Genomic DNA, 15,997 nt, shown 5'->3' with positions numbered 1-15,997 from the left:
GGGGCGCAACATTAACTGCTTGCAAGGTTCGCGAAGATTTGCATATTTTTGCGACGGCTTAGGGTCGCGACGTTCAGAAACGCGATCAGCCCCAGGGAGGATGATCATGTTCCAACGTCTCAACCGTCGCGCACGTCTGCTGTCGGGCGCCGCCTTCGGCGCCGCCGCCGTCATGGCCGTCGGCTCGGCCCACGCCCAGACCGCCGCGACCACGGGCCAGGCCGCGAGCCAGGCCGGCGACCAACCGACCGAGGTCGGCGAAATCGTCGTCACCGGCATCCGCCGCTCGATCGAGGCGTCGATCTCGGCCAAGGCCAACAACACCTCGATCGTGGAAGTCATTTCCTCGGAAGACATCGGCAAGCTGCCCGATGTCTCGATCGCCGAATCGCTGGCGCGCCTGCCGGGCGTGACGATGCAGCGGCTGGACGGCCGCAGCCAGGCGATCTCGATCCGCGGCCTGGGGCCGGACTTCACCACCGCCCTGCTGAACGGGCGCGAACTGGTCACGACCGGCGACAACCGCGGCGTCGAGTTCGACCAGTTCCCCGCCGAGCTGCTCTCGAGCGTCGTCGTCTACAAGACCCCGGATTCGGCCCTGATCGGTCAAGGTCTGGGCGGCACCGTCGATCTGCGCACCGTGCGTCCGCTGGCCTATGGCCGCCAGGCCATCGCCCTGAATTATCGCCACGAGTGGAACGACATCGGCGCCCTGAACTCGGGCACCACCGACAAGGGCGACCGCTACACCGTCTCCTACGTCGACCAATTCCTGGACGGCACCCTGGGCGTGGCCCTGGGTTACGCCCACATGAGCTCGCCCTATCAGTCCGAGCGGTTCAACAGCTGGGGCTATCCGAACCATACCGACGGCAATCTGCTGACGGGCGGCGTCAAACCCTACGTCATGTCGTCGGAGCTGGAGCGCGACGGCTATATGGGCGTGCTGGAATGGCGCCCGAACGACCGCATCCACTCCACCATCGACGCCTTCTATTCCGAGTTCAAGAACACCCAGGTCCTGCGCGGCATCGAATTCCCGCTGGCCTGGGGCGGTCTGGCCGAGAACCCGAACCGCAGCACCAATCCCGTCGTTTTGGGCGGTTGCCAGATCACCAACAATGTCGCGACGCCCAACGTCTGCCGTCCGGCGCCGTCGCTGCGTCCCGGCTATACGGTGGAGGACGGCCTGATCGTCGCCGGCGTCTGGGACAACATCAAGGGCGTGGTCCGCAACGACCTGAACAAGCGCGACAGCAACATCACGGCCCTGGGCTGGAACACCGAGTTCACCCTCAGCGACGACTGGTCGGCGAATCTGGACCTCAGCTATTCGAAGGTCGAGCGCAACGACATCATCCTGGAAACCAACGCCGGCACGGGCCGCAACATCAACGGCGCGCTGGACACGCTGGGCTTCCAACTGACCGGCGACGGGGTCACGCGCTTCACCAGCAACCTGAACTACGCCGACCCGACCCTGATCAAGATCACCAGCCCGCAGGGGTGGGGCGGGGACGTCATCCCGGAAGGGCAGGCGGGCTATATGAATACGCCGTCCATCGAGGACGAATTGAAGGCCGCGCGCTTCTCCGTCACGCGCCAACTGCACCAGAGCCCGTTCAAGTCGATCGACGTCGGCTTCAACTACACCGAACGTCAGAAGACCTTCGTCAACGACCAATACTATCTCGGCGTGCCCGGCGGCGGCGACCTGACCGTGCCGACGGCCTTCCTGCTGGATCCGACCGATCTGGGCTATCTGGGCATCTCGCAGGTGCTCAGCTACGACGCCCTGGGCCTGGTCGACAGCGGCGCCCTGAACCGCATCCGCAACCCGAACGCCGATGTCATCTCGGGCAACTGGGAAGTGACGGAAAAGGTCTCGACCGCCTATGTCCGCGCCAACCTCGACCACAATCTGTTCGGCCTGCCGCTGACCGGCAACGTCGGGATGCAGTTCGTCTACACCGATCAGAGCTCCAATGGCTTCTCGGCCCGCCAGGCCGGCCCCGGCGTGTCGGAGACGGTCGCCGTGTCGGGCGGCAAGGACTATCTGGAAATCCTGCCCAGCTCGAACTTCATCCTGCAGGTGGCGGACGACACCTTCGTGCGTTTCGCCGCGGCGCGCACCCTGGCCCGCGCCCGCATGGACGACATGCGCGCCTCGCGGAACTATTCGTTCGACAGCGGCAAGAACAACGCCAACGCCTCCGCCGACCAGAATTCTCCCTGGAGCGCATCGGGCGGCAATCCGACTCTGATGCCCTACATCGCCGATGTGGCGGACATTTCGGTCGAGAAGTATTTCGCCAATCGCAAGGGCTATGTCTCTCTGGCGGCCTTCTACAAGAATCTGGAAAGCTACGTTTACAACCACGACCAGATCTTCGACTTCACCGGCTATCCGACCGGCGGCGTGACGCCGGTGATCGACTTCGGCAAGTCGTCGGCGCCCGACAATGGCGAAGGCGGCTGGATCAAGGGGATCGAGTTCTCGATCTCGGCCCCGTTCGAAATCTTCCACCCGGCGCTGGAAGGCTTCGGCGCGCAGTTCAGCGCCTCGATGACCGACAGCGAGGTCCAGCCCGATCCCGCCCAGGCGCCGACCACCCTGCCGGGCCTGTCGGAGGACGTGATCAACGGCTCTCTCTATTATGAGCGCTACGGCTTCCAATCTCGGATTTCGGCCCGCTATCGCTCGGATTACCTGGGCGAGGTCGCCGGCTTCGGCAACGGCCGCACCCTGCGTTCGGTGGCGGCGGAAACCGTGGTCGACGCCCAGATCGGCTACGAGTTCCAGTCCGGCCCGCTGGAGGGTCTGTCCATCCTGGCCCAGGTCAACAATCTGACCGACGAACCGTTCAAGACGTTCGAGAACGGCGATAAGCGTCGCACCATCGACTACCAGAGCTACGGCCGCACCTTCGCGGTGGGCATGAACTACCGCTTCTGATCCTCCCTCTCTTCTGAGCAGACTTGGGCCGCCCCGTTCGCGAGGCGGCCCTTTTTTTTCAAACCGGACGCGGCGGATCGGAAAAGTTTCGTTACAGGGCGTGCTTTTCGGCTGGACGCATGGCGCGCGATGTCGGAACCACGTCAGCCTGAGAACCGCGCGACCACAGCGCGGCCGCTTCTACATTCATTGGGGGATCGATCCATGACCACGCCGGATACCGGAAAACGCCAGGGCGCGGGGCTGGCCTTCGCCTATGTCACCACCCTGTTCTTCGCCTGGGGCTTCGCCACTTCGCTGATCGATCCGCTGATCGCGGCGGTGAAGCGCGTGTTCGACCTGAACAACGCCGAAGCCTTCCTGACCACCTTCGCCTGGTTCATCGCCTATGGGCTGATGTCGCTGCCGGCCGCCTCGGTGCTGGGCAGGCTGGGCTACAGCCGATCCATCATCGGCGCCCTGATCGTCATGGTGGCGGGCTGCCTAATCGTGCCGGCCGCGACGGCCGCCGACTGGTATCCGGGCGTGCTGGTCGCCCTGTTCGTGATCGCCTCGGGCGTGACCCTGCTGCAGGTCGCCGCCAATCCGCTGGTCGCCGAACTGGGCAGCCGCAAGGGCGCGTCCAGCCGTCTCAATCTATCGCAGGCGTTCAATTCGCTGGGCACGACGGTCGGGCCCTGGCTGGGATCGCATGTGCTGCTGACCGGCGGGGTGTTCGCCGCCGGCGCCGTCGTCACCGCCGCCACCCGCACCCAGTCGCTGCGCAGCATCGACATGGCCTTTTTGGGCATGGGCGCCTTCTTCGCCCTGGTCGCCGTCTTCATCTTCACGGCGCGCAAGAAAATCAATGCGGCGGCCCCCGCCGCGACCGAGGCGGTTTCGCCGCTGAAAGCCCTGTCCTCGCCCTGGGCCGTGTTCGGCGCCCTGGCGATCTTCCTCTATGTCGGATCCGAGGTGGCCATCGGCGGAATGCTGACCAACTTCCTGGAAAGCCCCGAAATCCTGAACGCCCCCATCGAGACGGCGGGCAAGATGGTCGCCCTGTACTGGGGCGGGGCCATGGTCGGCCGCTTCATCGGCTCGGCGGTGCTGACGCGCGTGCGTCCGGGAATCGTGCTGGCCTTCTGCACCGTAGCCGCCGCCGTCCTGTGCCTGGTCGTCAGCCAGCTGGGCGGCCCGACGGCGGCCTATGCGGTCCTGTCCATCGGCCTGTTCAACTCGATCATGTTCCCGACCATCTTCACCCTGACGCTGGAGCGGTCGACGGCGCCGACCTCGGCGACCTCGGGGCTTCTGGTGTTCGGCATCATCGGCGGCGCCCTGCTGCCCCAGGTCGCCGCCCGCATCGCCGATGCGGCGGGCAGCCTGCAGCCGGCCTTCGTCGTGCCGATGTTGGGCTATGTGGGACTGACGATCTTCGCCATCGCCTGCGTCCGCACCCGGGCGCGGGCCGAGGCGACCACGACCGCATCGCACTAAAGGCGGTCGCCGCACGAACCAAAGGGCGCGGAAGGCCAGCCTTCCGCGCCCTTTGTCGTTTCCGAAACGGAGGCCTCAGCCGTCGATCAGGGACTGCAGGATCACCGCCAGCCGGTCGCGCATCTGCTCGCACTGGGCCGGTTCGATGTCGAACGTGCCGCCGCCCAGCTCGCGGCTGATCGACATGCCCATGATGAAGCCGGCCAGCAGGCGCGCGCGCACCGTCGCATCCGTTCCGCTCAGCCAGTCCTCCAGCGGCCCGAAGAATTGGGTCGTGCAGGTGGTCTGCACCATTTCGGACGCCTTGGCGGAGCCGATCGAGCGCAGCATGATCGACATCCCCTTCAGCTTGTCGGCCTTCTTGGGTTCGAAAACGATCTCATGCGCCACCCGGCGTCCGAAGTCCGCCTTGTCGCCCGACATCAGTTCGCTGCCGTCGCCGCAGCTGTCCAAGGCGGCCAGGAACAGGTCGTCCTTGGACCCGAAATAGCGGCTTATCAGGGCCGCATCGACGCCGACGTCACGGGCGATGTCGCGCATGCCGACATCGTCATAGCTCTCGGCCGCGAACCGCTCACGCGCGGCCTCGAGAATGGCCGTGCGCGTGGCGGCGGCGTTTCTCGGGCGGGGGCCGGGGCATAACAAGGCAATGACACTCCACAGGAAGCGCTTGTCAACAGGCGTTGACAAAGCCATATGGGGTTTGCGGTTATTGTCCTCCGACAGGGAGATTGCGCAGATGCGCGGGCTGAAGATTGCGGCCGTGTCCGTCATGGTGACGGGTGCGCTTTATGGTTGTTCGCCTAAGGCGGAGGCTCCGGCGCAAGGCGCCCCGCCGGTGACGGTGGCCACGCCGCTGCAGCAGAAGGTGCGCGACTGGGACGAGTTCACGGGCCGCTTCGAGGCGATCGAAAGCGTGGACGTGCGCGCGCGCGTCGGCGGCTATATCCAGGCGGTTCATTTCCGCGACGGCCAGATGGTGCAGCGCGGACAGCTCCTGTTCACCCTGGACCCGCGTCCGGCCCAGGCCGCCCTGGCCCAGGCCCAGGCCCAGGTCGCCCAGATGCAGTCGCAACTGACCCTGGCCCGCGCCAACCTGGCCCGCAGCGAGACCCTGCTGGCCTCCCAGGCGGTGTCCAGGGCCGAGTATGACGCCAACAAGGCGGCCGTAGAGGCGGCCCAGGCCAATCTGACCGCCGCCAACGCCGCGGTCCGCACCGCGCGCCTGAACCTGGACTACACCCGCGTCACGGCGCCGACCTCGGGTCGGGTGTCGGACCGGCGCGTCGATCCCGGCAACGTCATCGCCGGCGGATCGTCGGCCGGCGACGTGCTGACCACCATCATCTCGGGCGGCCCGATCCACTTCGTCTTCGACGGGTCCGAGGCGGTCCTGTTGAAATATCTGCGCGAGGGCGGCGCCAACCAGGGCGCCGTGGTCAATGTGCGCCTGCAGGACGAAAGCACCTACAAGCACACCGGCCGTCTGGACTTCTCGGACAACGCGGTGGACACGGCGTCCGGCGTCATCCGCCTGCGCGCCATCCTGCCCAACGCCGACGGTTTCCTGCGCCCCGGCATGTTCGGCAGCGCCCAGGTCGCCGGCGCCGGCGCCTACGACGCGCTGCTGGTGCCGGATTCTGCCATCGGCACCGACCAGACCCGCCGCACCGTGGCCGTCGTCAACGCCGACGGGACCGTCACCAACAAGGCGGTTCAGCTGGGTCCGATCGTCCAGGGCCTGCGCGTCGTCCGTTCGGGCCTGGCGCCGACCGACCGCGTCATCATCGCCGGCCTGCAACGCGCCGCCCAGCCGGGCTCCAAGGTCACGCCCAAGACCGGCAGGATCACGCCGGTCGCCGCCGCTTCTCCCGCGCCCGTCACCCAGGCGGCCCCGGCCTCCAGCGCCTCGTTCGCCAACGCCCTCCCCACTGGCGGTTAAGCCATGAACATTTCCCGTTTCTTCATCGATCGGCCGATCTTCGCGGCCGTGATCGCGGTGGTGATCTCCATCATCGGCGTGGCCGCCTATCCGCTGCTGCCCCTATCGCAGTACCCGGAGATCGCCCCGCCGACGATCACCATCAACGCCTCCTACCCCGGCGCCTCGGCCGAGACACTGGCCGAGACCGTCGCCGCCCCCATCGAGCAGGAGGTGAACGGCGTCGAGGACATGCTCTACATCTCCTCTTCCTCGACCTCCGAAGGGGCGGTGGCCATCACCGTGACCTTCCAGCCCGGCACCGATCTGGACGCCGCCCAGGTGCTGGTCCAGAACCGGGTCGCCCTGGCCGAGCCGCGCCTGCCCGACGCCGTGCGACAGACCGGCGTGGTGGTCAACAAGGCCGAGAGCGGCTTCCTGATGATCCTGGGCCTGACCTCGCCCGACGGCTCGCTGGATAACGACTATGTCGGCAACTACGCCAACTCGACGCTGCGGGACCGCCTGCTGCGGATCGAGGGCGTGGGGGCGGTCAACGTCTTCGGCGGCGGCAACTATTCGATGCGCGTCTGGATCGACCCGGCCAAGGCGGCCGAGCGCGGCCTGACGGGACCCGACGTCGTCGCCGCCCTGCGCGCGCAGAACGTCCAGGCCGCCGCCGGCTCCATCGGCCAGCCGCCTTTCCCCACCAACGCCGCCGCCTTCCAGTTGCCGGTCCAGGTCCAAGGCCGCCTGAGCGATCCCGACCAGTTCGCCGATGTCGTCCTGAAGACCGACGCCGAAGGGCGTGTGACCCGTCTGCGCGACGTGGCCCGCATCGAACTGGGCGCGCAGGACTACGGCATTCGCGGCTTCTTCGACGGCCAACGCGGCATCGGCGTCGCCATCGTTCAGCAGCCGGGCGCCAATGCGCTGGGCACCGCCCAGCGGGTCCTGCAGGAAGTCGAGGCGATCAAAGCCGAGCTTCCCGCCGGCATGAACATCGCGGTGCCCTACAATCCGACCGAATTCGTCGCGGCCTCGGTGGAATCGGTCGAGCATACGCTGGTCGAGGCTGTCATCCTGGTCGTCATCGTGATCATGGTCTTCCTGCAGACCTGGCGCGCGGCCATCATTCCGATCATCGCCATTCCGGTCGCCCTGGTCGGCACCTTCGCGGTGCAGCTGGCGCTGGGCTATTCGATCAACTCCCTGTCGCTGTTCGCCCTGGTTCTGGCGGTCGGCATCGTGGTCGACGACGCCATCGTCGTGGTCGAGAACGTGGAGCGGGCCATCAGCGAGGGACTCAGTCCCAAGGAGGCCGCCTATCGCTCGATGCAGGAGGTGTCCGGCGCCCTGATCGCCATCGGCCTGGTGCTGATCTCGGTGTTCATCCCGACCATGTTCCTGCCCGGCATCCCCGGCATCTTCTACCGCCAGTTCGCAGTGGTGATCGCTTCGGCCTCGGTCATTTCGCTGTTCGTCTCCCTGACCCTGTCGCCCGCCATGGCCGCCCTCTTGCTGAAGCCGCACAAGGATCACCATGAGCATGCCCGCAAGCCGGGCGTCTGGGGCATGATCGTCTATTACGGCGGCTGGGCCGGACGTAAGTTCAACGAGGGCTTCGACTGGCTGTCGGACCGCTACGGCCGCCTGACCGCGCGTCTGGTTCGCACGGTGGGCCTGGTGCTGATCGTCTACGTCGGCCTGCTGGGCCTGACGGCCTGGCGTCTGATCGACACGCCCTCGGGCTTCATCCCCGAGCAGGATCAGGGCTTCCTGATCGGCGTGATCCAGCTTCCGGCCGGTTCTTCGCTGGACCGCACCGAGGATGTGATGCAGCGCGCCCGCCAGATCATTCAGGACACCGACGGCGTCAACGGCACCGTGGCCTTCGCCGGCCTGGACGGGTCCAGCTTCTCGTTCGGCTCCAACGCCGCCACCATCTTCGTGCGTCTGAATCCGTTCGAGGATCGCACCAAGGAGGAGGCCGCCACCGCCCTGGCCGGCGCCATCACCCAGGCGACCGGGCAGATCGAGGACGCGCAGATCTTCGTCATCGCCCCGCCGGCGGTCCAGGGTCTGGGCACCGGCAACGGCTTCTCGATGATGATCCAGGACCGCGACGGGGCCGGTTATCGCGCGCTGGAAGGGGCGACCTTCGCCATGATGGGGGCGGCCGCCCAGGCGCCGACCGAGGTGAGCCAGGTCTTCTCGACCTATAACACCGCCTCTCCGCGCGTGACCGCCGACGTCGACCGCAGCAAGGCGCTGATGCTGGGCGTCCAGCCCAGCGCGGTGTTCGATACGCTGGGGGTCTATCTGGGGTCGTCCTACGTCAACGACTTCAACATGCTGGGCCGCACCTTCCGCGTGACGGCCCAGGCCGAGCCGCAGTACCGCGACGACATCGCCGACATCGCCAACCTGAAGACCCGCTCGTCCTCGGGAGCCATGGTGCCGATCGGTTCCGTCGCCAACCTGGTCGACGACTCCGGCCCGTCGCGGATCGTCCGCTACAACCTGTTCCCGGCGGCCGAGCTTCAGGGCAACGCCGCGCCTGGGGTGTCGTCAGGCCAGGCGCTGCAGATCATGGAGAACATGGCCGCCCAGACCCTGCCCCAGGGCTTCTCCTACGAATGGACGGGTCTGGCCTATCAGCAGAAGGCGGCCGGTTCGGGCGCGACGCTCATCTTCGTGATGGCGGTGGTGTTCGTCTTCCTGGTGCTGGCGGCGCAGTATGAGGCGTTCACCCTTCCGCTGGCGGTCATCCTGATCGTGCCCATGTGTCTGCTGGCGGCCATTCTGGGGGTCAATCTGCGCGGCCTGGACAACAACATCCTGGTCCAGATCGGGCTGGTGGTGCTGATCGCGCTCGCGGCCAAGAACGCCATCCTGATCGTGGAGTTCGCCAAACAGGCCGAGGAAGAGCATGGCATGAACCGGTTCGATGCGGCGGTCGCCGCCGCCCGGACCCGCCTGCGCCCGATCCTGATGACGTCGTTCGCCTTCATCCTGGGCGTCGTGCCCCTGATGCTGGCGACGGGGCCGGGGGCCGAGATGCGCCAATCGCTGGGCACCTCCGTCTTCTCGGGGATGCTGGGCGTGACCTTCTTCGGCCTGATCTTCACCCCGGTCTTCTATGTGGTCTGCCGCTGGCTTTCCTCCAAGCTGCCGCAGGGCCACAATCCCGGACCCAAGCCGACCTCGAACCCTGATCGGATCGAGCGTTACGACGAAACCAGCGACCTGACCGATCCGAACGCGCCTGCGCCCGCGACCGGCCGGGGAGGGGATATCTGATGAGCCGCAATCGAACCCTCAGCCTTCTGGGCGCCGCGGCGTCCAGCGCCCTCGTGGCCGCCTGCGCGGTCGGACCGAAGGCGCCGCCGGCGGACCTGCCGACGGCCGGGACCGGCGCCTTCGTCGGCTCGACCAGCCCCGTCGTCTCGACCGCTGCGGCGCGCGACGACTGGTGGCGGCTTTACGACGATCCGCAGCTGGACGCCCTGATCCAGCAGGCCTTCGCCGAGAACAACCAGCTGGAGGCGGCCTTCGCCAATCTGCGCGCGGTGCGGGCGTCGCTGTCGGAGGCGCGCGTCGGCCGCTTCCCCACCACGACCACCAGCGCCCAGGCCCAGCGCAGCCGCGCCTCGGCCGCCACGGTCCAGGGGTTGCCGGCCGGCGAAGAGGCCCCCGAGATCGACACCTATGACGTGGGCGTGCAGGCGGCCTACGAGGTCGATCTGTTCGGCCGGGTGGAATCGACTATCCGCGCCGCCCGCGCCGACGCCCGCGCCGCCGAGGCCGCCCTGGCCACGGTCCAGGTGACGGTCGCGGCCGAAACGGCCCGCGCCTATGCCGACGCCTGCTCGGCCAACGCCCAGATCGCGGTGGCCGAGCGGACGCTTGAGCTGCAACGCAACACCGCCAATCTGACCCAGACCCTGCTGGACGGCGGTGCAGGAACGGGGCTGGACGTGGCCGGCGCCCGCGCGGCCGTGGCCCAGACGGCGGCGACGCTGCCGACCCTGCGCGCGGCCCGCAACGAGGCGCTGTTCCGCCTGTCCACCCTGATCGGCCGCACCCCGGCCGAGGCCAGCCAGGCCGCCGCCGCCTGCGTCCGGCCGCCCCAGCTCAGCCAGCCCATCCCGGTCGGCGACGGCGCGGCCCTGTTGGCGCGTCGCCCCGACGTGCGCCAGGCCGAGGCCGAACTGGCCGCCGCCGCCGCCCGCGTGAACGTGGCCACCGCCAATCTGTTTCCGCAGATCAGCCTGGGCGGGTCCTACGGCTCGACCGCGCTGGACTCGGGCGAGTTGGGCGACGACCAGAACTTCCGCTTCAGCTTCGGCCCGCTGATCAGCTGGTCCTTCCCCAACGTCTTCGCCGCCCGCGCCCAGATCAGGGCCGCCGGCGCCCGTTCCGACGCGGCGCTGGCGACCTTCGACCAGACGGTTCTGACGGCGCTTCAGGAAACCGAGACGGCGCTTTCCAACTACGCCAACGAGCTGGACCGCCGCGCGGCCCTGACCGAGGCGCGCGACCAGGCGGCCCGCGCCGCCGAATTGTCGCGGCAGCGCTTCAACGCCGGGGCCGACAGCTTTCTGCTGGTGCTGGACGCCGAGCGCACCCAGGCGGCGGCCGAGGCGGCGTTGGCCCAGTCGGACGCTCTTGTCACCACCTACCAGATCGCCCTGTTCCGCGCTCTGGCCGGCGGCTGGCAGGCCGACGGCTGACGCTGGCGCGATCTGCCGATCAAAGGGGCCGGGCGATGCGTCGCCCGGCCCTTTTTCGTTCGTCCACAGTCGGCGCCGCCTCTGGTGTTCCGCTTTTGTTCCGTTCGTGCTCTAAACGCCTCTGCGGTCGTGGCGCGATGGAGGATCAGATGAACGATGCGATACTGGCCGATATGATGGCCGAACTGGACGCCGAACTGGCGCGGGCCGAGCCGTCGCTGCCGGCCTGCCCCGAGCAGATCCGTCAGGCCGAGATTCTGCGCGCCCTGGCTTTGGGCCTGGGCAACTTCGAGCGGATGCGCGCCCATGACGCCCATCTGCTGGCGGCGCGCCTGTCGATGCGGCGCAGGGCCGCCTAGCTGCTGACCGTCGCCTCTAGGGTTTGCGCTTGAAGGTTTCGCCGACGGCCGATGCATCCGGGCCGTCCGGGCCGGCGCTCTGTTGTTCGGCCTCGCCGACGGCCTTTACGGCCTTGTCCGACGTGGCGGGGTCTGGCTTGCCGGCGGGATCGGCTCCGTTCTTTTCGCGGCCTTCGGTCTGTTGGCGGTCCATGATGCGCTCCTGATTTTCGAAAGAGGAGCGCGGCGCGGCCGATCCCGTTCCGTCGGGCCGCCGTTCAGCCCGCCGTGTTCACCCTGGCCACCACCGACATTCCCGGCGCCAGGCGCTGGGCGGCGGCCTGACCGGGGTCGATACGGATGCGCACGGGGATGCGCTGGGCGACCTTGGTGAAGTTGCCGGTGGCGTTGTCGGGACGGATGACGCTGAATTCGGACCCGGCGGCCGGGGCGATGCGCTCGACCCGGCCGGTCAGGCGCTGGCCGCCCAGGGCGTCGACGGTGAGGATCACGGGCTGGCTGACGCGGATGTCGCGCATCTGCGTCTCCTTCATATTGGCCGTGACCCAGACCACGTCGGGCACCAGGCCCATCAACTGGGTCCCGGCGGTGACATACTGGCCCTGGAGCACGCCGACCTCGCTCAGACGACCGGGGCGGGGGGCGACGATGCGGGTGTTGGCCAGGTCGATCTGGGCCAGGCGCACGGCGGCGCGGGCGTTCTCCACGGCGGCGGCCAGGCTGTCGCGACCGACGACGGCGGAGGTCACGCCGGTCTGGGCGATGCCTTCGGCGGCGCGGGCCTGGGCGAGTTGGGCCTGGGCGCTGCGCAGGGCGGCCTCGGCGATGTCCACATTGGCTTGCGCCACCCAGCCGCCGGCCTTCAGGGTGCGGGCGCGATCGGCGTCGGCCTGGGCGCGGGTCAGGGTCGCCTCGGCGGCGGCGATGGAGGCGCGCTGCTGGGCCACCGATCCGCGCGCCGACGCCTGGGTCTGGGTCGAGTTGGACAGGGCCGCCTCGGCCGAATGCAGGTTGGCCTCGGCCTGCTCCAGCCGCTGGCGATAGATGCGGTCGTCGACCTGGGCCAGCAACTGGCCCTGTCGCACCATCTGAAAGTCCTGGACCGGAACGTCGGTGACATAGCCGCTGACCTGCGGGCTGATCAGCGTCACCTGGCCGCGCACATAGGCGTTGTCGGTCCGCTGGATATGGCCGGTGAAGGGCGGCAACTGCCAGGCGTAGAGCACCAGGCCGACGGCCGCCAACGCCACGCAGGCCGCGATCACCGACCACAGCACGCGCTTCTTCGGTTCTGGCGCGGGCGCGGCCTGGGGGGCGGCGGGAGCGGGTGCGGGGGCGGCGGTGTCGGTCATGGCGGGGTCAGCTTTCGAAATTCAATCGACGGCGGCGGCGGCTGCGGCCTGCCGCTCAGCCAGCCGGGCGTCGCGGCGCGCCTGTTTGCGGGCCTTGAAACGGGGGCGAAGATGGATGGCCGTCACCCAGGCGCAGCCCAGGGCGGCGATGACGGAAACGATCAGAAAGACGTCGTTGTAGGCCAGGATGTTGGCCTGCTGCGTCACCTGGCGGCTCAGCATGGCCACGCCCTCGGCCTTCAGAAGGGCGGGATCGGCGATGACGTGGGCGTAGGCGCCGGACAGCTGGGCCAGGCGCTGGCTGACCAACGGGTCGACGGCGCTGATCCCGGCCGCCAGTTCGTTGGAATGGAACTTCTCGCGCAGGACCTGGATCGTGCCGACCAGGGCCGAGCCGGCCAGGCCGCCCACGTTCTGCAGCACGCTGAACATGACGATGAAGCTGATCAGGTTGCGCGGATTGGTCTGCAGCACCCGGCCCACGCCGATCAGCAGGGCCGGGCCGACGAACATGGCCGAGGCGAAGGCGACCAGGGCCTGGCTGAAATAAAGCTGGGCCGGGCGGGTCAGTATGGTCGCGTGGCTGTCGATGAAGGCGCCGATGGCGATCAGCCCCAGGGCGATGGCGATGGGCTTGTGCAGCTTGGTCATGTTCAGCGTCAGGGCGCTGACCGCCGTGCCCGCGATCATCGACAGCAGGATCAGCAGGAACAGGCCATGAAGCTGGTCCTGCCCCAGCCCCACGACGCTCAGGAACCCCACGGCCCCCGAGGTCTGTTCCGACAGGGTGACGCGGATCAGGATGATCGCCCCGAACAGGCGCAGCACGTCCCGGCCCGTCAGCCAGCGGGTGTTGATCAGCGGATTGGCGCGGTTGTGCTCGATCACCAGGGCGACCGTCAGCAGCACGATGGAGCCGACCAGCGCCCAGCCGATCCAGGCCGCCTCCGTCCACCAGACGATCCGGCCTAGCCCCAGCACCGCCGCCAGCAGGGCGACGCCCGGCGCGAACAGGGCGAAGGTGACGAAATCCAGCGGCTCGAACAGCTTCAGCCGCTCGGATGGCGGCAGGTGCAGCACCTGCACGGCCGCCAAGGCCAGGAGCGCCATGCCCAGTTCGAAGGTGTAGAAGGCCTTCCAGTCGTTCAACTGCAGCAGGGTCGGCATGACCAGGCGCGCCAGCGGCACGGCGAAACTGGCCAGGCCGATCCCGATCACCAGCCCCTTCAGGCGGTGTTTGGCCGGGAAGGCCTGGATCATATAGAGGAAGCCCAGGCTGCTCAGGCCCGCCGCCGCCATGCCGGCCGCCGCGCGCACGACCAGGGTGGATTCGTAATTGTCGACCAGCAGGTGCGCTGCGCAGGTGGCCACGAACGCCCCCAGGCAAATCTGGGTGAACAGGCGAAGCCCGTACTGCTGGCGGAACTTGACCAGGATCAGGTTCATGCAGGCGTTGGTCATCACGAAGACGACCGGCAGCCACGCCGCCTCGGTCAGGGTGATCCCCAGCGAGCCCTGCAGATTGGCGATGTTGGCGGTGACGGCCGCATTGCCCAGGGCGCCGACCATGGCCACCAGGACGCCGGTCAGGGCGTATTGCACCCTCAGCCAGGCCGGATGGTCCGGCGTGGCGGGCGAGCCGGGCAGGGCGGGCAGTTCGTGCGGCTTCAACGTGGCGACATACTGGTCCCACGGCAGGTGCCAATGGCGGTCGACGCGGGCCATCAGCAGGCCCCCGCGCGGGGCCTCAGCCCGTCCAGGATGATGGCGCGGGTGCGTCGCGACACCGCCTGGCGCTCGGCTGCGTCCGCGCCCTGGAAACCAGCGCCTAGCAGCGTGGCGATCAGACGAATGTCCATCGGCCGCAAATCCCCTCTGACCAGGCCGGCCGCCTGGGCCCGCTTCAACGGCGCGGCGCCCGCCTGCATCAAGCTCTGCCGCAGGGGGGTAAGCGCGTCGGGCGAGCGCACGTTCCGCACCACCCCCGCCAGGCCGGCGTTGCGCACCATGTGCTCGGCCAGCCGGTCCAAGAACCAGAAGAAGACGGCCGGATCGTCGCCCTGTTCCTCGGTGCGGCGGCCCAGATCCGCGACATCGGCTTCCAGAACGGCCAGGGCCAGTTCGCTGCGGTCGGCGAAATGCCGATACAGGGTCCCGCGTCCGACCCCGGCCTTTTCCGCGATCAGGTCCAGCGGCGCGTCCAGCCCTTGTTCGGACAGCACCTCGCGCGCGGCCTCCAGCAGGGCTGCGTGATTGTGGGCGGCGTCCTTGCGGACGGATTTGGAGGCGGGGCGCGACATGATGCCGCGCTTAAATGGACAACGGTGTCCGTTTTGCAAGAGGCGTTTGCGATTTCGTCATTCGCCCACCGAGGGCCGGCGCGAGGTTGACCTCGGCGCCGCGAACGCGCATCTAGCGCGCGCCAGACGGCCGGGCGGTCGCGGCGGACTTCGCGTCCGTCGAGGAAAGTCCGGGCTCCACGGTGAAAAGGCGGCGGATAACTTCCGCCCGGGGCGACCCGAGGGATAGCGCCACAGAAAGCAAACCGCCTCCCGTTCGCGGGCGGCAAGGGTGAAAGGGTGGGGTAAGAGCCCACCGCGGACCTGGCGACAGGGACGGCATGGCAAGCCCCGCCTGGAGCAAGACCAAATAGGGACATCGCGCGGGACAGGATTCGTCCTGTTTCGCAGGGCTCACCGCCCCAGATGTCCGGGTAGGTCGCGAGAACCGATCAGCAATGGTCGGTCCAGAGGAATGATCGTCGCCGTCTCGTGCTTCGGCAAGGGGCGGAACAAAACCCGGCTTACAGGCCGTCTGGCATTTTTATCGCCGTTCGGCTTTCCGCCTGCTCGGGCCTGCGGACGGGGCGTCTCGCCCCGCCGACCAGCGATGGTTTTGCACGTCGCCGGGTCGGCTGCCGGATTATCCCCGCATTTCAGCGTTCTGACGGGACGTGCACAGGCGGTCGCCCGTTAACTTCTTGTCTGTTCTGGAAAGGTTAGAACCGCTCACAGCCTGTGAATACTTCGTTTGTTCCATGTATGTTCTGGCTTGGCGGGCGTGCTCAAGTCGTCACACGTCAAAACATGGTTAAATCTAGGCTTCGATCCCATTGAGGCCCATTTCATCCCATGCTATCCCAGCTTCATGATTTGGGGCTGAGAGGCGGGCGCGGCGGGCGTTCGCCAAGGCAT

At 68.0% G+C, this 15,997-nt stretch carries 11 protein-coding genes and 1 other RNA gene; 7 read left to right on the top strand and 5 right to left on the bottom strand.

The window, feature by feature from the left end:
* Positions 1-106: 106 nt before the first annotated feature.
* Together AC0L6G_RS08320 and AC0L6G_RS08315 are read left to right on the top strand one after the other, a co-directional pair.
* Complete coding sequence (locus AC0L6G_RS08320; RefSeq protein ID WP_473253195.1) at positions 107-2,956, top strand: TonB-dependent receptor; 2,850 nt, start codon at positions 107-109, stop codon at positions 2,954-2,956.
* A gap of 204 nt (positions 2,957-3,160) precedes the next feature.
* On the top strand, positions 3,161-4,435 hold the full coding sequence (locus tag AC0L6G_RS08315; RefSeq protein WP_473253194.1) for a sugar MFS transporter: 1,275 nt from the start codon (positions 3,161-3,163) through the stop codon (positions 4,433-4,435).
* A 75-nt stretch (positions 4,436-4,510) separates the two neighbouring features.
* Here AC0L6G_RS08315 and AC0L6G_RS08310 read toward each other — a convergent pair whose 3' ends face one another.
* Complete coding sequence (locus tag AC0L6G_RS08310) at positions 4,511-5,080, bottom strand: TetR/AcrR family transcriptional regulator (protein ID WP_473253193.1); 570 nt, start codon at positions 5,078-5,080, stop codon at positions 4,511-4,513.
* A 94-nt stretch (positions 5,081-5,174) separates the two neighbouring features.
* Between AC0L6G_RS08310 and AC0L6G_RS08305 the strand changes: the two genes are divergently transcribed.
* From AC0L6G_RS08305 to AC0L6G_RS08290, 4 genes are all read left to right on the top strand, one after another.
* Positions 5,175-6,377 (top strand): efflux RND transporter periplasmic adaptor subunit, encoded by a 1,203-nt coding sequence (locus AC0L6G_RS08305; protein WP_473253192.1) that lies wholly within the window; start codon positions 5,175-5,177, stop codon positions 6,375-6,377.
* 3 nt (positions 6,378-6,380) lie between these two features.
* Complete coding sequence (locus AC0L6G_RS08300) at positions 6,381-9,659, top strand: efflux RND transporter permease subunit (protein ID WP_473253190.1); 3,279 nt, start codon at positions 6,381-6,383, stop codon at positions 9,657-9,659.
* Positions 9,659-11,092, top strand: coding sequence for an efflux transporter outer membrane subunit (locus AC0L6G_RS08295; protein WP_291535818.1), 1,434 nt, complete (start codon positions 9,659-9,661; stop codon positions 11,090-11,092). Before AC0L6G_RS08300 ends, AC0L6G_RS08295 begins: the two co-directional genes overlap by 1 nt.
* 149 nt (positions 11,093-11,241) lie before the next feature.
* Complete coding sequence (locus AC0L6G_RS08290) at positions 11,242-11,451, top strand: hypothetical protein (protein ID WP_291535817.1); 210 nt, start codon at positions 11,242-11,244, stop codon at positions 11,449-11,451.
* A 16-nt stretch (positions 11,452-11,467) separates the two neighbouring features.
* Here AC0L6G_RS08290 and AC0L6G_RS08285 read toward each other — a convergent pair whose 3' ends face one another.
* The 4 genes from AC0L6G_RS08285 to AC0L6G_RS08270 all read right to left on the bottom strand — a co-directional run bounded on the left by AC0L6G_RS08285 (position 11,468) and on the right by AC0L6G_RS08270 (position 15,103).
* Positions 11,468-11,644 (bottom strand): hypothetical protein, encoded by a 177-nt coding sequence (locus tag AC0L6G_RS08285; protein ID WP_291535816.1) that lies wholly within the window; start codon positions 11,642-11,644, stop codon positions 11,468-11,470.
* 64 nt (positions 11,645-11,708) lie between these two features.
* On the bottom strand, positions 11,709-12,803 hold the full coding sequence (locus tag AC0L6G_RS08280; protein ID WP_473253189.1) for an HlyD family secretion protein: 1,095 nt from the start codon (positions 12,801-12,803) through the stop codon (positions 11,709-11,711).
* A 21-nt stretch (positions 12,804-12,824) separates the two neighbouring features.
* Positions 12,825-14,528 (bottom strand): MFS transporter, encoded by a 1,704-nt coding sequence (locus AC0L6G_RS08275; RefSeq protein ID WP_291535814.1) that lies wholly within the window; start codon positions 14,526-14,528, stop codon positions 12,825-12,827.
* Complete coding sequence (locus AC0L6G_RS08270; protein ID WP_473253187.1) at positions 14,528-15,103, bottom strand: TetR/AcrR family transcriptional regulator; 576 nt, start codon at positions 15,101-15,103, stop codon at positions 14,528-14,530. Before AC0L6G_RS08270 ends, AC0L6G_RS08275 begins: the two co-directional genes overlap by 1 nt.
* 122 nt (positions 15,104-15,225) lie before the next feature.
* Between AC0L6G_RS08270 and rnpB the strand changes: the two genes are divergently transcribed.
* An RNA gene (rnpB, locus tag AC0L6G_RS08265) (RNase P RNA component class A) lies at positions 15,226-15,625 on the top strand.
* The last annotated feature ends 372 nt before the right edge of the window (positions 15,626-15,997 follow it).

This window comes from Brevundimonas sp. D3-1P, assembly GCF_055809335.1.
This window is presented reverse-complemented; position numbering and strand designations above follow the sequence as displayed.